The sequence below is a fragment of the Protofrankia sp. Cj3 genome (genome assembly GCF_917627355.1).
Classification (GTDB): domain Bacteria; phylum Actinomycetota; class Actinomycetes; order Frankiales; family Frankiaceae; genus Protofrankia.
On sequence record NZ_CAKJTR010000023.1, the window covers coordinates 22,006 to 36,446 of the forward strand.

Genomic DNA, 14,441 nt, shown 5'->3' on the forward strand with positions numbered 1-14,441 from the left:
ATCGGGCCGGTCATCGCCGGCCGGGCGCGGGAATGACGGCGGTGATCGACGTGCCCTCACCGAGAGCACTCTGTACCGTTAGCTGTCCGTTCAGCGCGGTCACCCGGTCCCGTAGGCCACGCAGGCCGGTTCCGTCGTCGAGGTTGGCTCCGCCGAGCCCGTCGTCGACGATGCCGACCCGTAGCTGGTCATCCCGGTGTTCCATCGTCACGCGGATCCGTCCGGCGCCCGCGTGTTTGAAGGCGTTGGTCAATGCCTCGGCGACGACGAAGTAGCCGGTCGCCTCGACCGCCGCGTCCAGCCGGGGCAGGTCGGTGGGCGCGGCGTCGACGTCGACCGGCGCCGGGGCCCGTGCCGCGAGTTCCGCGACGGCGGGTAACAGTCCGGCGTCGGTGAGGATGGCCGGGTGGATGCCGCGGGCCAGTTCGCGCAGCTCGGCCATGGCGGCGTCGAGCCCGGCGGTGCCACTGGCCAGCAGTCCGGCTGCGGCGTCGTCGATCTTCCCGTCGAGGTGTTGCTGGAGCAGCCGTAACGTCAGGGTGGCCGTGACCAGCCGTTGCTGCGCGCCGTCGTGCAGGTCCCGTTCGAGCCGGCGCCGTTCGGTGTCGGCGGCGGCGACGATGCGCAGCCGGGAGGCCCGTACCTCGGCGAGCTGTGCCCGCACCTCGGCCGCGAGCCGCTGGTTGTCCAGCGCCAGCCCGGCCGCGGCCGTCACCGCCGCCAGGATGTGCGGGTCTTCCCGTAGCGCCGGGTCGTGGAGCAGGGCGGCGACCCGCCGCCCGTCGCGTTCCACGAGCCTGACGTCGCGCGCTTGGCCGGGGCCGGGGAGCGTCACCACCGCGCCGTCCGCGTCGACGAACTCGCTGGTGTCCGCACGCCAGTAGGCGACCTGCAGGGAGGGGTCGCCCAGCGCCCGTGCCAACGCCCCGCGCAGCTCGGCGGCCGGCCGCGGTTCGGTCAGCCCGGCCAGCAGGTCCCCGACCGCGGTCCGGCCGAGGCGCACGCGCAGCACGCCCGCCAGGAAACCCAGCGGCAGCAGGCAGAACGCTGCCATGTACACCCACAGGAACACCTGCCGCACCGGGTGCGGCAGATCAAGGGCTCCGTCAAGGACCGTCACACCGCCGCCTACCAGGCCGGTCACGAACACCGGCGCAAGGACCCGGCGCAGCGGGGGTCCGGCCGTCATCCACCGGCGTACCAGCATGGCCGTCACCGCCAGGGCCACGGCCGCGCCGGTGATCTCCTCCGCTTGTTGCAGCGCGTCGGACCACGCCCGGTTGTCCGTCACCATCAGCAGGTTCGATCGGACGCCGTACCGGGTTGGTGGAGCGTAGAACAACGTCCGGACCAGCGGCAGCCCGAACACGACGGCGTAGGCGGCACCGGCGAGCGCACGTTCGCCCCGGGACGCCAGGGCGCCCGTCGGGAACGCCAGCACGAGGTGGGCGGCGAAGCCGCTCGACGCCATGGTGAGCAGGAAACCGGCGGAATACACCCAGCCGGTGCGTGACAGCTGCACGTCCTCGGCGAACAGCCCGATCCCGACTGCGACCATCAGGCTTCCCACCCGGTTGGCGGGCCGGCGGTAATGCGCCAGCACCCCCGCGCCGACGAACTCCATCCCGCCGACACAGCCCACCACCGTGGTGGCCAGCGGGTGGGTGCCGTCCCGCAGCTTGAACATCAGCACGGCCACCCCGAGCACGACCCCGCACGCTGCCAGGACATACACCCACGTCCCGTCGGCGTGGTGACTGCCCGCACGCGTGTGTGAAGGCCGGCCGACGACGGTGCCCGCCGTCCCCTCGACGCTCACACAGTGATCGTTTCAGCGCGCTGCGCACCAGTCAACGACGAATACGGCTCTGAGGCAGGTCAAGAAGCCGACAGCCCGCGCGCGAGCGAGGACACGCAGCGGTCGGACACCACCCGTGTCATGCCCGGTTGTTGTGGATCGTCAGCTCGATGTGGGCGCGCACCGGCCAGGCATCCGGGGAGCGGACGAGGTCGACGATGTGCAGGTAGCCGGGGTCGGCTTCGTTCGCTTTCGGTGGGACGTCGAAGGTGTCCGTCTGCTGCCAGGGGTCGTCGTCGTCCGCCTTGAGGCGGGCCCGGCAGGTCACCCGGATGGACCGGTCGGGTTGGATCTCCAGGTCGCAGCTGTACTCGGCGTTGCCCCAGTCATCGACCCGCTGCGGCGGCGCGTTGACGGTCCGCCGCAGGCTGTGTTCGCGCTGCTGGGCGAAGGCGGGGTTGTCCGGCGGGAAGTAGTCGAGGCCGAGGTAGACGACCTCGGGCTGCACGTCCGGATGGTCCCACCAGTCCGTGCCGATGGCGTACCGGTTGACGAGGTCCATGTGCGCACCGATGATCACTTCGCGGCGGGAGTCCGGCGGCTCGTGCAGCTCGAAGTCCAGCTGCACGGCGCCGCCGAGGGGCAGCCGCACCGGCCGGCCGGGCGCGGTCAGCCACAGGCCGCTGACCGGATGGCGATAGGTCGCCTCGGCCCAGTAGAGACCCTCGGGCAGCCCCTCCCGTGAGTACGTTCCGCCCTGCCCGGTGCGCAGCTTCCGGCTGCCGATCCTGACCCTGGCGTGGGCCACCCCCTGACCCTGGAAGGTCACTGTGCCGTAGACGGCGCAGCTGCCGAGGGACAGCGTCCACACGCTCGGGGGCGGTGCCGCGTCCGTCCACTCCGGTGGTTTGAGCCGGATACGGTCGTTGGAGCCGTACAGGCCGTGGACGACTTGGTCGTCCTCGTAGGTCGGCGGCGCCCAGAAGGCGACGATGTCGTCCGGGCTGACGGTGTAGCCCTCGCCCGGCGACGTCCACTGGTCGCTGTCCTTCGCCGTCCACTGGCAGTCGTCGTTCGCCAGCGCGTTGCACATCTGGTTGGCGACGTCGCTCGGCATGTCTGTGAGGATCACAACGAGCCGCCTCAGCAGCTCGGAACTGATGCCGAGCAGGAGGGCGGCCTGCGGCACGGTGAAGACGCTGAGCAGCTTGAGCAGGCTCCAGATGCTGTGCGCCGGCCCGTCGGTGCCGATGAGCTGGTCGAGCTGGGCGTTCAGATCGGTGGCGTCGGCGATCTCGTCCAGGACGTCGGTGCGGAGCCGGTCGTACAGCCACTTCGCCGCGTCCAGCCGCTCCTGCGGGCGGTAGAAGTACAGGCCGTCCCGTGTCGACGGGTTGATCTCATCTGTCAACGGGTGACGGACGAAGTAGGAGGGGCAGCCCGCGCGGTCATCGTCGCGGTGCTTCCGGTCCGGCCGGCCGTCGAGAATGATCCGCGGCGCTGGCGGGGTGCTGGCGGTCGCGCGGATGTTCGCGGCCTGGACCGCCAGCCAGACGAAACTCGAGCAGACCATCGCCCGGGTCGACGGTGTCGGCACCGCAGGCCGCCGTCCGATGCATGGGCTGGCGGTGTCCGGGATGGTCGTTTCCAGTGTGACGACGCCGTTGTAGGTGTCGTCGAGCCCGATCTCGGCGCGGGTGTAGGCGTAGAAGCGGTAGTGCCCGCGCAGCGCCTTCGCCGCGTCCGCGACCCGCTCGAGCGCGTCACGGACCCGGTCGGTCTCCCACTGCTGGCACGGTTTCACCACCAGCGGCCAGACGATGTCCATCCGGCGGCTGCCGTCGGGCTGGTCCACCGGCAGCCAGGCCGGGGTGAGCGTGATCGCGTCGATGAAGTAGGCCCGGCCGCTGTGCGGGTCATACTCCGCCCACGCCGGGTCGGGGGCGGTCTTGCCGTCGGTATCCGTGACCGTGGGGCGCTCGTGCGAGGCCGCGTAGACCCGCTCGACGGTCTGAGTGATCGTCCCCGGCCAGCCGTGACGCAACGGCAGCTCTTGAAAGCCGTCGGTCGGTGCGTCGTTGAGTTCCGGGACGAACGGCAGCGGGATGCCGAGCCCGGGATCGCCCTCGCTACCGGCGCGGTGCGGGAACCGGCGCAGCCGTTCCTCGCTGAACGTCACATGCCGTAGCTCGACCCGGTCCCTCGTCATGATCGCCACATGGCTGAACGACTGCGGCGGGTGCACCTGCGACAACAGCCCGCCGATCAGACCCGATGGCCCGCCCGGCACGACAATGACGTGCCCTTTCTCGGCGTTGTCGATTCGCCATGGCAGCGCCTGTTCCACCGGCCGGTCATCGGTCAGCTGGGCGGTGACTCGCGGGTCGGCGCAACACGCTGGCTGGTCGACCAGCCCGGCGCCCTCCGCAGCCGGGGTCCCCAGAATCGCCCGCACGCCCGGTTCGAGGTCGTCCTCGGTCGGCACCGGCCCAGCCTGGCGCGGCGGCGGGCACGGCAACAGCTGCGGCGGATCCGGCGACATCTCCTCATCCCCTCCCACTGGAGAACGCCAGCCGTCCACGGCCAGCGCCTTGCCGATGAGACTGGCCCAACCGGCACCGGGACGGCATCAGTGCTGGCACCAGATGTCCCACCGGTCACGCCGCACGTTCGGTGCTGGCCCTCGTCGAGGCCCGTAACATCACATGCTTCCCAGCAAAGCCCAGGTCGCCAGGACGCCGAATGCGACCGCGACGGCGGCCATCGTCGGCCCTCCAGGTAGGCCAGCCCCGGTGGTGGTCGTAGGGCTCGGCCCGCGCCGTCAGCCGCCAGGCATATTTGGTGCTAGCTCTGATGCCGCAGCCTCGGCGGGCCGTCACGATCGGCGCATGTACAAGGCTCCAGGCAGCGGTCCTACGGTCGCCGCACGTGTCCCCCGAGCATTGGCCCGACGCGTAGTGACCACGCGTGACGGCGTGGGCGGCGCGGCGCGACGCTTGGAGTGCGTCACCAGTCAGCGGCCCCCGCGTGGCCCGCCCCTGCTGGCGTCCCGTCCCCGTCCCCGTCCCGGAAGGCCATCACCAGCATGTCCACCGACAGCATGTCCACCGACGGCTGGCCCGGCGCCGACCAGTACCCGTACCGGATCCTCATCCGCATCCGCTACGCCTACCAACTCGACAGCTGGCTGGCCGGGATCGCGCAGCGCGCCGTCGCCCGGCTGCTGCCCACCGAGCGGGCGGCCGGGTTCGCCGCCGCCGTCACCGCCGGCACGGCCCGCGCGGTGCTGGCCCAGACCCGCGACGCGCGCACCGCATCGGCACCGACGATCGGTACCGCCGAGGTGGCGGCCGCCCTGGACGAGTTCGACGAGCTGTGCCCGCGCCCACCGGGATACTGGCCGCCGCACCGCCCCTGGCCGGGCCTGCTCGGCCCGGAGGTCGACCCGTGGGTCACCGGCCCGGTGCCCGACCCGTGGGGGCCACGCCCGGAGCCGTGGCGGGCCGGGGGCGCCGCCGAGGCCACCGCCGCGATCCTGGCCGCCGTCGCCCTGATCCAGCGGGCCGGCAGCGACGCGCTGCAAGCCGAGATTGAGCCCGTCCTGCGAGAAGCCGTCGAGAACCTCGCAGGCTGACAACCGCCGCCGATCGGCGACAACCGACATCCACCAGAAGGGGCCGAATCGATGGCGGCGTTGTTCTTCCAGGACCAGCAGTTGGGCCTCAGCGAAGGCCTGTCCGGGATCGGCGAGCTGAAGACCCTCGTCGCCAACCTGATGCGCCAACGGGTTCACCGCCGTGGTCGTGACGGCGGCCGAGGTGGCTGGTAACCGCGGCGCCGTCCGGGTAACCGTACTGCACCTCCCGGTGATCGACACGCGGTACTGGCAGGTCGTCATCGCCGCTGGCGACACGGTGCAGGAGACCCAGTCGACCTGCAACGACCTCGCGCACCGAATCCAGCACGACCTGCATCCCCTCTGATGCCGCACGAACTCGAGCCCGGGCTGCGCGAGGCCCTCGAGACCGCTCGCGGGCTGATCATCCGCACCGACCCGAAGACCACCATGACCGTGCATGACTCCACCGGAAGGGTTAACCATGGGCGCTGACATCAGCCTGGACGGGCCGCAAGAGGGCTGGACGACCGTCGACGGCGCGGTCCTGAACGTCCGCACGTCGGACATGATCCTCGACGCCCCGGCGCGGCGGACGAACCCGTCGGGCTTCCGGCGTGCTCTCGTGCACGACCAGGGCGACGGCCTGACGATCAACTTTAACGGAGACTACCCAGGCGGCGTCACCATCCAGAACGCCGCACTGAATCTGAAGACGTTGGAGCAGCCGTCGGCGACCGCGCCGGCGCTGCCGCGGGTAGCCACCATCGGCGACCTAGTCCTGGTCCACAGCGAGACGACGCTGATGGGCCAGAAGTTCCACGACGACCAGTGCACGCTGTGGCTGTGCGTCGGGCAGGCGCCCGGCCACGTCGCGCGCTGGCAGATGCTGGCTCTGGGCCAGACGATCGTCGGGACCGCGTGATGGGGTTCCGCGCCCCGACGCCGGCAGGCCGCCGATGACCAGCCTGCGCGCGATCGCCGCCGAGCTGGGCCGCGGCGACGAGCCGGTCGGCCTGAAGGCGCTGTGCGACGAGTTCGCCGTCAGCCGGGTGCGAGAGCTGGCGCTGGCGGTACGGGCGCGCTCGTTCAACCGGCTGCCGTTCCCGCTGGGCCTCCCGATCGACGACGACCTGAACGCGCTCACCGAACCGGTTCTCACCCGCGCCGCGGGCAGCCCGACCGTTTGCCGGTTCCGCGGCGGCATCCTCACCGAACCCATCCACTAGGTCCCGACCCAGTTCCAGACCCCCGAGTTACAGGAGCAGCGGCTATGCCAGATCCTCCAGTCATCTCACCAGCCGACCCGTACGTCCTCGCCCATCAAACGGTGCACGTGTGGTTGGTCGGCCTCGAATGCGAGATCCGGCAGGAGTCCGAGGACGAGATGTTCGGATCGGTCGGCGTCGTCGTGCCGTCGTCGCGGATCTCCACCGTGCAGCATTTCCCGGATGGCACCGACTTCCTGCCGATGGGACCGGACGGCGAGCGGACCGTCAGCCTGCAGATCCTGCTGTACGACGGCCCACCGGCCGACCTGGTGCTCACCTCCGTACTCGCCGAGCATGACTCCGGCGACCTCAGCGAGTACCGGCGCCGCATTGCCGAGGCGTTCGTCAAGGCCGCGAACGCGGGCGGTGCGGCGCTCGGCGGGGTGCCGGCCGAGGCTATGGCGGCGAACCAGGGTTGGCTCGGCGATCTGTCCGTCGGTTTGGCCAATGTCCTGACCGGCGCGATCGGCGCCGACGACGACCCGTACACGCCCCAGTCCGTCCCGGTGCGGGCGAAAGACATGCTGACCGCCTTCGGCATCGTCCAAGGCACGCTGCCAGGCGCGCAGCAGCCGTTCCCTGCCCGGACCCGAGTCCGTCCCGACACACCGGGTGTGACTCTGGCCTACAACATCGACCCGGTCCGCCTCACCGGACGCGACCAGGGCGGAGACCAGGGTTCCTATGCCTTCTACTACCGAATTGACCTTCTGTTCGAAGGCGTGAAGATTTTCTGACGTGGCGCCGCGGGTCGCGTGCCAGGAAATCGGGCGAATATGGCTCAGTACGCTCCCGAACCAGGTCTGGCCGGCGACCGGACCAGCGCGGCCAGCTGCACCGGGCCAGGGGCAACCCGGAGGCAGTCAGACCAACGTCAGGCTTTCGTCAGATCGCTGTCATCGAGTTCCAGCGAGCCGAGGTCAACAGCGAGCAGCACCGCCTCGGCGCCGGCCTCGTCGCGGATCAGCACGGCCCGGCAGGGGTGCGTCCGGGCGACGGTGCCCTCGCCGTATCCCTGTCCGGTGACGGTGTGCGCCAGCTCCTGCCGGTCGGCGATGCCGGGCTTGAGGCAGGCCCGGTAGATGTGCCCTTCGGCGGTGCGCACCGAGGTTGCCAACTTCTCGGCGATGGCGCGGTTCGACAGCCCCGCCGCGACCAGCGCGGCGATCTCCCGCTCCCGTGCGGTCAGCGGAGATGGCGCGGCGGCCTGGCGCAACCCCGGGGTGGACGCGCCGCCGCAGGCCGCGGCCAGCCGTCGGGCCATGGCGAGTGACGTACGCAGAGATCATAAGTCTGGTTCACAGGTGGAGCTGTTCGAGGACTCGGTGCCAGCCGATGGTGGCGTCGGTGAGGACGGCCGCGGTCAACGCGGCGGTGAACAGGGTCGGCGCGGCGCGGTGCCAGCGGTTGCGGGTGGGTGGGGCCTGCAGGGCGTGGACGCGGGCGACGACGCCATGGTGGAGGTAGCCCAGGGTCGCCGGGGTCCGGGCTGGCGGTGGCGGGGAGCCGGAGGTCGCCCTCGGCATCGTCGGTCTGGAGCTGGGCCTGGCGATCGCCGCGTCGATCTGGCTACAGCGCCGCCTGGGCTACCGCCGCTGGCATGTGCTGCATTACCTGGCCTACGTCGCCTTCGCCCTGTCGCTGGCACATGTCATCGCGACCTTCCGCGAGGTCCAGGCCCTGGGCATGCTCGGCCTGGCCGTCTTCGCGCTGGCAGCGGCCTGCGCGCCGATGGCGCTGCTACGGGTGCTGCCCGCGACCACCGCGGTGGCCACCCGCATCACCCCCCAGGAGCTGTGACCCATGAGCGCGTCGTTGATCTTGATCATCGAGCCATGCCGCCCGTCGCCCGTCAGGGCAAGCCCAAGGGTGACCGAGGCCTGGACGGCGTCCGGCGTCGTCGGCAGGTAGGTCAGCGTCAGCATCCGGGCCCAGTCGGGCATCTGGCAGGTGCCGACCAGCAGGTGGTCAGGGTCGAGCTCGTGGATCGCCAGCAGGGCGATCACGAGCAGGTTCCACCAGTCCGGCGGGTTGACGAGCTGCTTGAGCCGGTCGAGCTGCTGCTCGGCGAACAGCTTGATGTCGTCCACGAGCCGCTCGGGTGCGCCCTCGGCCTCCTTGAGCAGGTCGCCAAGCCGGTCGCCGCCGTCCCGCGCGGCATCCGCCGCTGCGGTCAGCAGCTGGGTGAGCACGGTGCCGATGGTGTCCGGCGTCGCCGTAGCCATCTGTCACCTCCGTCCGCTGATGGGTCGTCTCATCGGTTCATGGGCGTCTCAGCGCGCCCGGCAAGAGTGATCGATGCCCAGCCCCGGCGGGCGGGCAGGAAGCGTTCCGGCCCGGCGTCAGTCCTGCCGTTATAGCGAATGAAGAACATTTTTTACCTTGATTTGCACGAAATTCTGGCGAAGCTTCCCGAGCCAGCGAAGCCCGTGGCGATCGTTCCTGCCGGCGGCGGTAATCACCCATCGGATCACCCCCAACAGGTATGATCGACAGCTTTCCCGCCAGGCAAGCCTCGCCCTGCGGCAGCTCGTGTCACGTTATGCGCGGCACGGTCCCGTGGCATCGGTGCTGGCACCAACCCGGCCGGACGGAGATATCGCGCATCCGGCAGCTCGCCGACGCGCGTGCTTGGAGGGCTCTGGTGCGTGGTGGCCTCGCCCTGGCCGGGCTGGACTCGGCGGCGTGCTATATGCGCACGTTGTGGACGGGGCCGAGCGCGTCGTGCACAAGCTACGGGTCCCGCGGGCGGAGCGGGTAACGCATCCGCGCTGGCACGGCTGGTCGTGATCCGGGGCGGCGATGAACGTGCCCCAGCCCCGCGACGCCGCGTCCCCTATTGCCGACCGCTAAGAGCGCCCGAGAAGAGGACTGTCCGGCTCGCGGCTCCCCGCGTCCCGTCCGGCCGCGTTGTCGTCAGTCGGCGCCCATCACCAGGACGCCTTCCTCCGCAGCCTCGCCGGATCGGGCACGGCTGAGCCGCTCACTGATCGAACGCCCTGTCCTCGGGCGCTCCAAGCGATCACGTTTGGCGTGGCTCGCGATTTTCGGTGCGGCACGGTGTGGCACTGGGTGCTACGCTGTCGGGGTGGGCGTCCCTGAGATCACGCAGCGGGATCTGCGGTCGAGGTCTCGGGAGATCATGGACGCCGTCGAGCATGGGCAGTCGTTCACGGTCACTCGGGATGGTCATCAGATCGGGCAGCTCGTCCCAATGCGGCGTCGGCGCCGGTTCGTCTCGCGGCAGGAGTTCGCCGCGATGTCGCGCAACGCTCCTGACGCCGATCTGGCGGCGTTCCGCGCCGACCAGGACACGGCGGCTGACCATGAGGCGACGAGCGCCTATGATCGGTGAATCCGCCCGGCAGGGCCTGCTGGACACCAATATCCTGATCCTGCGCCGCTGGGTCAACGTTGCCGAGCTTCCGGACGAGATGGCGATCAGCGTGGTGACACTGGCGGAGCTGTCCGCCGGGCCGCACCAGGTGCGGCGCAACGACGAGCAGGACCTGTACGACGAGCATGCGGAACGGGCGCGGCGGATGGAGATACTCCAGCGCGTTGAGAACGAGTTCGACCCGATCCCGTTCGACGCCGAGGCTGCGCGGGTCTACGGCCGGTTGTCCGCGGCCATCGTCGCCGCGGGTCGCAAGCCGCGTCGCCGGATCGCGGACCTGATGATTGCCGCTACGGCGGTCGCGGAGGGCCTTCCGCTGTTCACCACCAACCCCAGCGACTACACCGGCCTGGAAAGAGGCTTGCGCGTGGTCCCGGTCACGAGGCCGCCTTTGCCCCATGAGAAAGAGCCCTGACCCAGCCAGGGGTGCCGGTAAGGTTGCTGCCGTTGGCGTCGATGGCGGACGTTTTGTGCGTCGCGGCCACACACGGAGGCGACGAGTGGCAAGGGTTCCGGATCGCAGTCAGACCGAGGATCTGAAGATCACCATCGATGCGCGGCGAATCGAGCCGATCGCCACGTCGTTGATCAAAGCGGTCGACCGGCAGCCGGCCGCCGTCGCTGTCCCGGACGCTGGCCGGCACGACGAGGACTCCGAGCAGGAGACCGAGGGGGCGGTGATGATGCATGTTGACTAGTGAGGGGCCCAGGCTCTGGGCGGCCCGGGGTCACCCGCTGACGTTCGACTGCGTGCTCCTGCCTCAGTGAGCAACACCGTTATGATACCATAATGGTATGGCTATGACACTCCGCTTGCCACCCGAGGTTGAAGAGCAGCTAAAGCAGGTCGCCGAATCCGAACATCGCAGCGTGCAACAGACAGTGCTGGTCGCGATAGAGGAGTACCTGTCGATGCGTGAAACCGCCGAGATCCTTGCTGATCCGGCTGCGCTTCGGGGCTTGGCTGAGGCCCGCGAAGCTGAGCAGGCCGGCGATGTGGTGTACAGCATCGAAGCAGCGCGCGCGTTGCTGGCTGAGCGCGAGCGGTGAGCGGCGGCCCCTACGATCTCGGAATGAGCCGGCCGGCCCGGCGGGCTATCTCCGAACTGCTTCCGGAGGACGTTGCCGCTGCGGCTGTTGAATTCATCACCGGACCACTCCTTGAGGCGCCTTACCATATCGGCAAGCCTCTTCGAGAGATGCTGTCCGGATTTCACAGCGCCCGACTTGGTGTCCAGTGGCGCGTGCTGTACCGGATCGACGAATCAAAGCATGCGGTAATCGTGCAGGATATTCAGCATCGGTCGGCTGCATACCGTCGCCGATAGGGCTTGAGGCGGCTCAGCTAAAAATCCCGGGCGAACGCCCGTCGATCTATGGGAAGACACGCGCGCCATGCTTCACCTCGAAGACCCTCGTCAGTCGGGCACACCCCGCCCGCTCGCGCCAGCGATCTGACACTCTCGCCGAGGCTCCTGCCGACGGATACCTTGCCCGCCGGGCGTTGCGTGTGCTCCGTTGTCCGCGATTATCGGCCCACGGTGGATCGCTGAGATCTACGGTCGTCCGCATGACTCTGACCTCAGAGCGAGCTCTCAAATCGCGATCCGGGAAAGCCGCATACATCGTGATCGCGCGTCATAGGTCGAGCCGAGGGGAATGGTGGGTAGCGATTACCCAGGCTGCGGTGTCCGGGGGCAATGTAATCGTTGTGCCGTTGTAGGCTACTGGATTGCTCGCCAGCGCCAGCCGGCCCGGGACCATCAGCTGGACGTGTACATCTGCCGTTGACATAACGCAGGTAACGGTATGACCCCCGATGGGTGGCTGGGCACGCCTACCGTCGTGCATGCCACCGTCGTGGTGTTCGCCTTCGCTGTCGCTCTCTGTTGTGGGGCCAGCCCAACTACTCGGGGGTAGCCGGTCGAAGGCCAGGCAGCCGGGCGGGGTGTCCTCCCGCCACCGCAACGTGTCCGGCACCGACCCGGCGAACGCCGGTAACGCCCGGCGTAACCGCAGCCCCTCTCGGGTGAAAACGAGCGCGGAGGTGGTATCGCCAGCCTGCGCCTCGACGCTGAACGCCACCCAACCCGGCGGCTGGGGCAGCCACGGCGTCACCCCGGGTGGAGCGAAGCCGAACGGCGGGCTTTGCCCAGCCCACGGCATCGGCACCCGGGCGCCGTCGCGGCCGGGGGAGGTGCCGCCGGAACGCCGCCACACCGGGTCCTGGCGCCACTGCGCCGCGACGTCGGCCTGTGGCAGGCAGAGTTCGTCGCCCTGGTAGAGGAAGACAGCGCCGGGCAGGGCGAGCATCGTCAGCAGCGCGGCCCGCGCCCGGCGTATCCCAGCTTCGCCTGCGCCGTACCGGGTCGCTGGGCGGACCACGTCGTGGTTGGCAAGCACCCAGGTCGGCGCGCAGCCGTGCCGGGCGGTGGCGGCCAGATCCGCGCGCACAGCCGCCTGCCACGCCGCGGCCGACCATGGCGTGGTCAGGAGCGAAAACGCGAACGTCAGGTGGAGCTCGTCGGGGCGCACGTAGCGGGCGAGCCGGTCCGGGTCCGCGACCCACGTTTCGCCGACCAGCACCCGGTCCCGGCCATCCCGGTGGTCGTACTCGTCGAAGAGCCGGCGCCAGCCGCGGTAGATCTCGTGGACGCCGTCCTGGTCCCAGACATGCGGCTCGTGCTCGTCTCTGAAGGCGGTGTGGGGGGCGAGCTCCGTACCGGCGGGATTGTCCCGCAGCTCGGCGTCCTTGACCAGGCCGTGGGCGACGTCGATGCGGAACCCGTCCACCCCCCGGTCGAGCCAGAACCGCAGGGTGCGCTCGTGGTCCTCGCGGACCTGCGGGTGGCTCCAGTTCCAGTCCGGCTGTTCGGCGGCGAACAGGTGCAGGTACCACTGCCTCGGCTGCCGAGGCTGCCCGCTGGGTGGCGGGTCCGGAGGGCCGCCTGATTCGCTGCTTTCCGGCGGCTCGATCGGGAGCCGGGCCCAAGCCGGACCACCGAACACCGACACCCAGTTGTTCGGCGGGAGCGCGCCGTCCGGGCCGGAGCCATCGCGGAAGACATACAGCTGCCGTTCGGGGGAACCGGGTGGGCTGGCCAGGGCCGCCTGGAATGCCGGGTGCCTGTCGCTGGAGTGGTTCGGGACGAGGTCGAGGAGGACTTTCAGGCCGAGGGAGTGGGCATCGCGCAGGAGGGCATCGAAGGTGGCGAGGTCACCGAAGAGCGGGTCGACGTCACGGTGGTCAGCGACGTCGTAGCCGTGGTCAGCCATCGGGGATGGGTAGAAGGGAGTGAGCCAGATCCCGTCCACCCCTAAGTTGCGCAAATAGTCTAGGCGGGAGCGCACCCCGGCCAGGTCGCCAACACCATCACCGTCAGAATCGGCAAAACTGCGGACGTACACCTCGTAGAGGACAGCGTTTCGCCACCACTGGTCACCAAACGGTATCTCGACGCTGGGTTCCATACCGGTATGAAACCCTACCAAGACTCAGAGTGGAATACGCGGCCTGCATGGGAGCTGCCGCAACGCTACGTAGCGTAGATTGATCTTGATAACTGGGCGTGCTGGCCTCGTGTCGGCGCCGTACTGCCACGTCGCCCGGCCGTCCGGTGCCCAGGTCATCTCCCACACACCCGGCATGCTCTGCACCCGCTTGACCCGTAACCCCGGCCGGAACCGACCCGTGACCAGGTCCGGGACGAACTCGTCGAGCACGACCCGGCGAAACCGCGCCTGCTGCTCGGGGGTGAGCCGCCGGAAATCCTCCAGGAACGTGTCGAGACGCAGGAAGGTGGGCATTTCGCCGGTCAGCCGTCGAGGTCGGCGAACATGTCCTCGGCGCTGTGGTACAGCCGCCCGCGGCCGGCGGCCACGTCCGCCTCCGCCCTACGCTCGCCGGCCTGCCACCCCTCCGTCCAGAAACCCGCCCCGTCGGAGGGCACCCAGACCAACCGGACGATGCCGTCGCCCACTATGTCGAAGCGGACAAGGTCACCCTCATCAGCGTGTAGCGCCGCCACGACCTCCGCCGGCAGCGGCAGCTCACCCGAGGCGCGCATGCGGACGGCGTTCATGGTCCCGTGATGCCAGCTGTGTAGGCCCGGCGGCGAGCCCGTCGGGCGGGCCGACGAGATCAAGAGGCTGCCGCCGTCTCTCCTCTTCTCCAGATTTTCCGGAGGAATGTGCCGGGATCCGGGACAGAGTCCTGGGCGTTTTCTACACAGGCTGGGTGGGCGGCGAGCCGGCCACGGCGGGACTCATCGGCCCCGAGGCGTCGGGCGCATCGTGTCCGCTGGAGCTTGCCATGCGAACCAGCCTGGCGCTGTCAGCTCCGGACGTCTCCCAATCCCC

At 69.7% G+C, this 14,441-nt stretch carries 18 protein-coding genes and 1 pseudogene; 11 read left to right on the forward strand and 8 right to left on the reverse strand.

Annotated features, from left to right (window positions below):
* Positions 1–10: 10 nt before the first annotated feature.
* Both MJ783_RS05180 and MJ783_RS05185 read right to left on the reverse strand, forming a co-directional pair.
* Positions 11–1,819: a sensor histidine kinase gene (locus MJ783_RS05180; protein WP_239308775.1), complete on the reverse strand. Its 1,809-nt coding sequence runs from the start codon at positions 1,817–1,819 to the stop codon at positions 11–13.
* A 118-nt stretch (positions 1,820–1,937) separates the two neighbouring features.
* A complete protein-coding gene (locus MJ783_RS05185) occupies positions 1,938–4,283 on the reverse strand; it encodes a carboxypeptidase-like regulatory domain-containing protein (protein ID WP_239308776.1) in 2,346 nt (781 codons plus the stop codon).
* 600 nt (positions 4,284–4,883) lie between these two features.
* On the opposite strand from MJ783_RS05185, the gene MJ783_RS05190 reads away from it, so the two are divergent.
* The 6 genes from MJ783_RS05190 (at position 4,884) to MJ783_RS05215 (ending at position 7,422) form a co-directional block, all read left to right on the forward strand.
* Positions 4,884–5,432 (forward strand): hypothetical protein, encoded by a 549-nt coding sequence (locus MJ783_RS05190; protein WP_239308777.1) that lies wholly within the window; start codon positions 4,884–4,886, stop codon positions 5,430–5,432.
* Positions 5,433–5,483: 51 nt separating this feature from the next.
* A complete protein-coding gene (locus tag MJ783_RS05195) occupies positions 5,484–5,627 on the forward strand; it encodes a hypothetical protein (protein ID WP_239308778.1) in 144 nt (47 codons plus the stop codon).
* Entirely contained in the window at positions 5,596–5,781 is a 186-nt protein-coding gene (locus MJ783_RS05200) for a hypothetical protein (RefSeq protein ID WP_239308779.1), read from the forward strand. Before MJ783_RS05195 ends, MJ783_RS05200 begins: the two co-directional genes overlap by 32 nt.
* Positions 5,782–5,898: 117 nt before the next feature.
* Entirely contained in the window at positions 5,899–6,339 is a 441-nt protein-coding gene (locus MJ783_RS05205) for a hypothetical protein (protein WP_239308780.1), read from the forward strand.
* 34 nt (positions 6,340–6,373) lie between these two features.
* Positions 6,374–6,643, forward strand: coding sequence for a hypothetical protein (locus MJ783_RS05210; RefSeq protein ID WP_239308781.1), 270 nt, complete (start codon positions 6,374–6,376; stop codon positions 6,641–6,643).
* A 44-nt stretch (positions 6,644–6,687) separates the two neighbouring features.
* Positions 6,688–7,422 carry a hypothetical protein gene (locus tag MJ783_RS05215; protein WP_239308782.1) on the forward strand — a complete coding sequence of 245 codons (735 nt, stop codon included), beginning with the start codon at positions 6,688–6,690 and terminating at the stop codon, positions 7,420–7,422.
* Between the two features lie 287 nt (positions 7,423–7,709).
* Here MJ783_RS05215 and MJ783_RS23555 read toward each other — a convergent pair.
* From MJ783_RS23555 to MJ783_RS05230, 3 genes and pseudogenes are all read right to left on the reverse strand, one after another.
* Positions 7,710–7,958: pseudogene (locus MJ783_RS23555) on the reverse strand (response regulator transcription factor); the annotation flags it as partial.
* Between the two features lie 25 nt (positions 7,959–7,983).
* Positions 7,984–8,211 (reverse strand): hypothetical protein, encoded by a 228-nt coding sequence (locus MJ783_RS05225; RefSeq protein ID WP_239308784.1) that lies wholly within the window; start codon positions 8,209–8,211, stop codon positions 7,984–7,986.
* A gap of 93 nt (positions 8,212–8,304) precedes the next feature.
* Positions 8,305–8,910: a hypothetical protein gene (locus MJ783_RS05230; protein ID WP_239308785.1), complete on the reverse strand. Its 606-nt coding sequence runs from the start codon at positions 8,908–8,910 to the stop codon at positions 8,305–8,307.
* Between the two features lie 917 nt (positions 8,911–9,827).
* On the opposite strand from MJ783_RS05230, the gene MJ783_RS05235 reads away from it, so the two are divergent.
* From MJ783_RS05235 to MJ783_RS05255, 5 genes are all read left to right on the forward strand, one after another.
* Positions 9,828–10,040 (forward strand): prevent-host-death protein, encoded by a 213-nt coding sequence (locus MJ783_RS05235; protein WP_370651446.1) that lies wholly within the window; start codon positions 9,828–9,830, stop codon positions 10,038–10,040.
* Complete coding sequence (locus MJ783_RS05240; RefSeq protein ID WP_239308787.1) at positions 10,030–10,497, forward strand: type II toxin-antitoxin system VapC family toxin; 468 nt, start codon at positions 10,030–10,032, stop codon at positions 10,495–10,497. Before MJ783_RS05235 ends, MJ783_RS05240 begins: the two co-directional genes overlap by 11 nt.
* An 85-nt stretch (positions 10,498–10,582) precedes the next feature.
* Complete coding sequence (locus MJ783_RS05245; RefSeq protein WP_239308788.1) at positions 10,583–10,780, forward strand: hypothetical protein; 198 nt, start codon at positions 10,583–10,585, stop codon at positions 10,778–10,780.
* A 97-nt stretch (positions 10,781–10,877) separates the two neighbouring features.
* Positions 10,878–11,132, forward strand: coding sequence for an Arc family DNA-binding protein (locus MJ783_RS05250; protein ID WP_239308789.1), 255 nt, complete (start codon positions 10,878–10,880; stop codon positions 11,130–11,132).
* The gene (locus MJ783_RS05255) at positions 11,129–11,410 is read left to right on the forward strand and encodes a type II toxin-antitoxin system RelE/ParE family toxin (RefSeq protein ID WP_239308790.1); all 282 of its coding nucleotides are present in this window, start codon (positions 11,129–11,131) and stop codon (positions 11,408–11,410) included. The genes MJ783_RS05250 and MJ783_RS05255 overlap by 4 nt, the downstream gene beginning before the upstream one ends.
* 310 nt (positions 11,411–11,720) lie before the next feature.
* Here the strand turns inward: MJ783_RS05255 and MJ783_RS05260 are convergent, their stop codons facing one another.
* From MJ783_RS05260 to MJ783_RS05270, 3 genes are read right to left on the reverse strand one after another with little or no spacing between them, the layout of a single operon-like run.
* On the reverse strand, positions 11,721–13,553 hold the full coding sequence (locus MJ783_RS05260; RefSeq protein WP_239308791.1) for a glycoside hydrolase family 13 protein: 1,833 nt from the start codon (positions 13,551–13,553) through the stop codon (positions 11,721–11,723).
* Positions 13,554–13,577: 24 nt separating this feature from the next.
* Positions 13,578–13,889 (reverse strand): hypothetical protein, encoded by a 312-nt coding sequence (locus MJ783_RS05265; protein ID WP_239308792.1) that lies wholly within the window; start codon positions 13,887–13,889, stop codon positions 13,578–13,580.
* A gap of 8 nt (positions 13,890–13,897) precedes the next feature.
* Positions 13,898–14,164 carry an AbrB/MazE/SpoVT family DNA-binding domain-containing protein gene (locus MJ783_RS05270; RefSeq protein WP_239308793.1) on the reverse strand — a complete coding sequence of 89 codons (267 nt, stop codon included), beginning with the start codon at positions 14,162–14,164 and terminating at the stop codon, positions 13,898–13,900.
* Positions 14,165–14,441: the final 277 nt, after the last annotated feature.

Bases quoted from the DNA above. Each gene is read 5' to 3' on its own strand.
- MJ783_RS05190 (WP_239308777.1), top strand. From the start codon at position 4,884: ATGTCCACCGACAGCATGTCCACCGACGGCTGGCCCGGCGCCGACCAG.
- MJ783_RS05195 (WP_239308778.1), top strand. From the start codon at position 5,484: ATGGCGGCGTTGTTCTTCCAGGACCAGCAGTTGGGCCTCAGCGAAGGC.
- MJ783_RS05205 (WP_239308780.1), top strand. From the start codon at position 5,899: ATGGGCGCTGACATCAGCCTGGACGGGCCGCAAGAGGGCTGGACGACC.
- MJ783_RS05210 (WP_239308781.1), top strand. From the start codon at position 6,374: ATGACCAGCCTGCGCGCGATCGCCGCCGAGCTGGGCCGCGGCGACGAG.
- MJ783_RS05215 (WP_239308782.1), top strand. From the start codon at position 6,688: ATGCCAGATCCTCCAGTCATCTCACCAGCCGACCCGTACGTCCTCGCC.
- MJ783_RS05225 (WP_239308784.1), bottom strand. From the start codon at position 8,211: ATGCCGAGGGCGACCTCCGGCTCCCCGCCACCGCCAGCCCGGACCCCG.
- MJ783_RS05230 (WP_239308785.1), bottom strand. From the start codon at position 8,910: ATGGCTACGGCGACGCCGGACACCATCGGCACCGTGCTCACCCAGCTG.
- MJ783_RS05235 (WP_370651446.1), top strand. From the start codon at position 9,828: ATGGACGCCGTCGAGCATGGGCAGTCGTTCACGGTCACTCGGGATGGT.
- MJ783_RS05240 (WP_239308787.1), top strand. From the start codon at position 10,030: ATGATCGGTGAATCCGCCCGGCAGGGCCTGCTGGACACCAATATCCTG.
- MJ783_RS05250 (WP_239308789.1), top strand. From the start codon at position 10,878: ATGGCTATGACACTCCGCTTGCCACCCGAGGTTGAAGAGCAGCTAAAG.
- MJ783_RS05260 (WP_239308791.1), bottom strand. From the start codon at position 13,553: ATGGAACCCAGCGTCGAGATACCGTTTGGTGACCAGTGGTGGCGAAAC.
- MJ783_RS05265 (WP_239308792.1), bottom strand. From the start codon at position 13,889: ATGCCCACCTTCCTGCGTCTCGACACGTTCCTGGAGGATTTCCGGCGG.
- MJ783_RS05270 (WP_239308793.1), bottom strand. From the start codon at position 14,164: ATGAACGCCGTCCGCATGCGCGCCTCGGGTGAGCTGCCGCTGCCGGCG.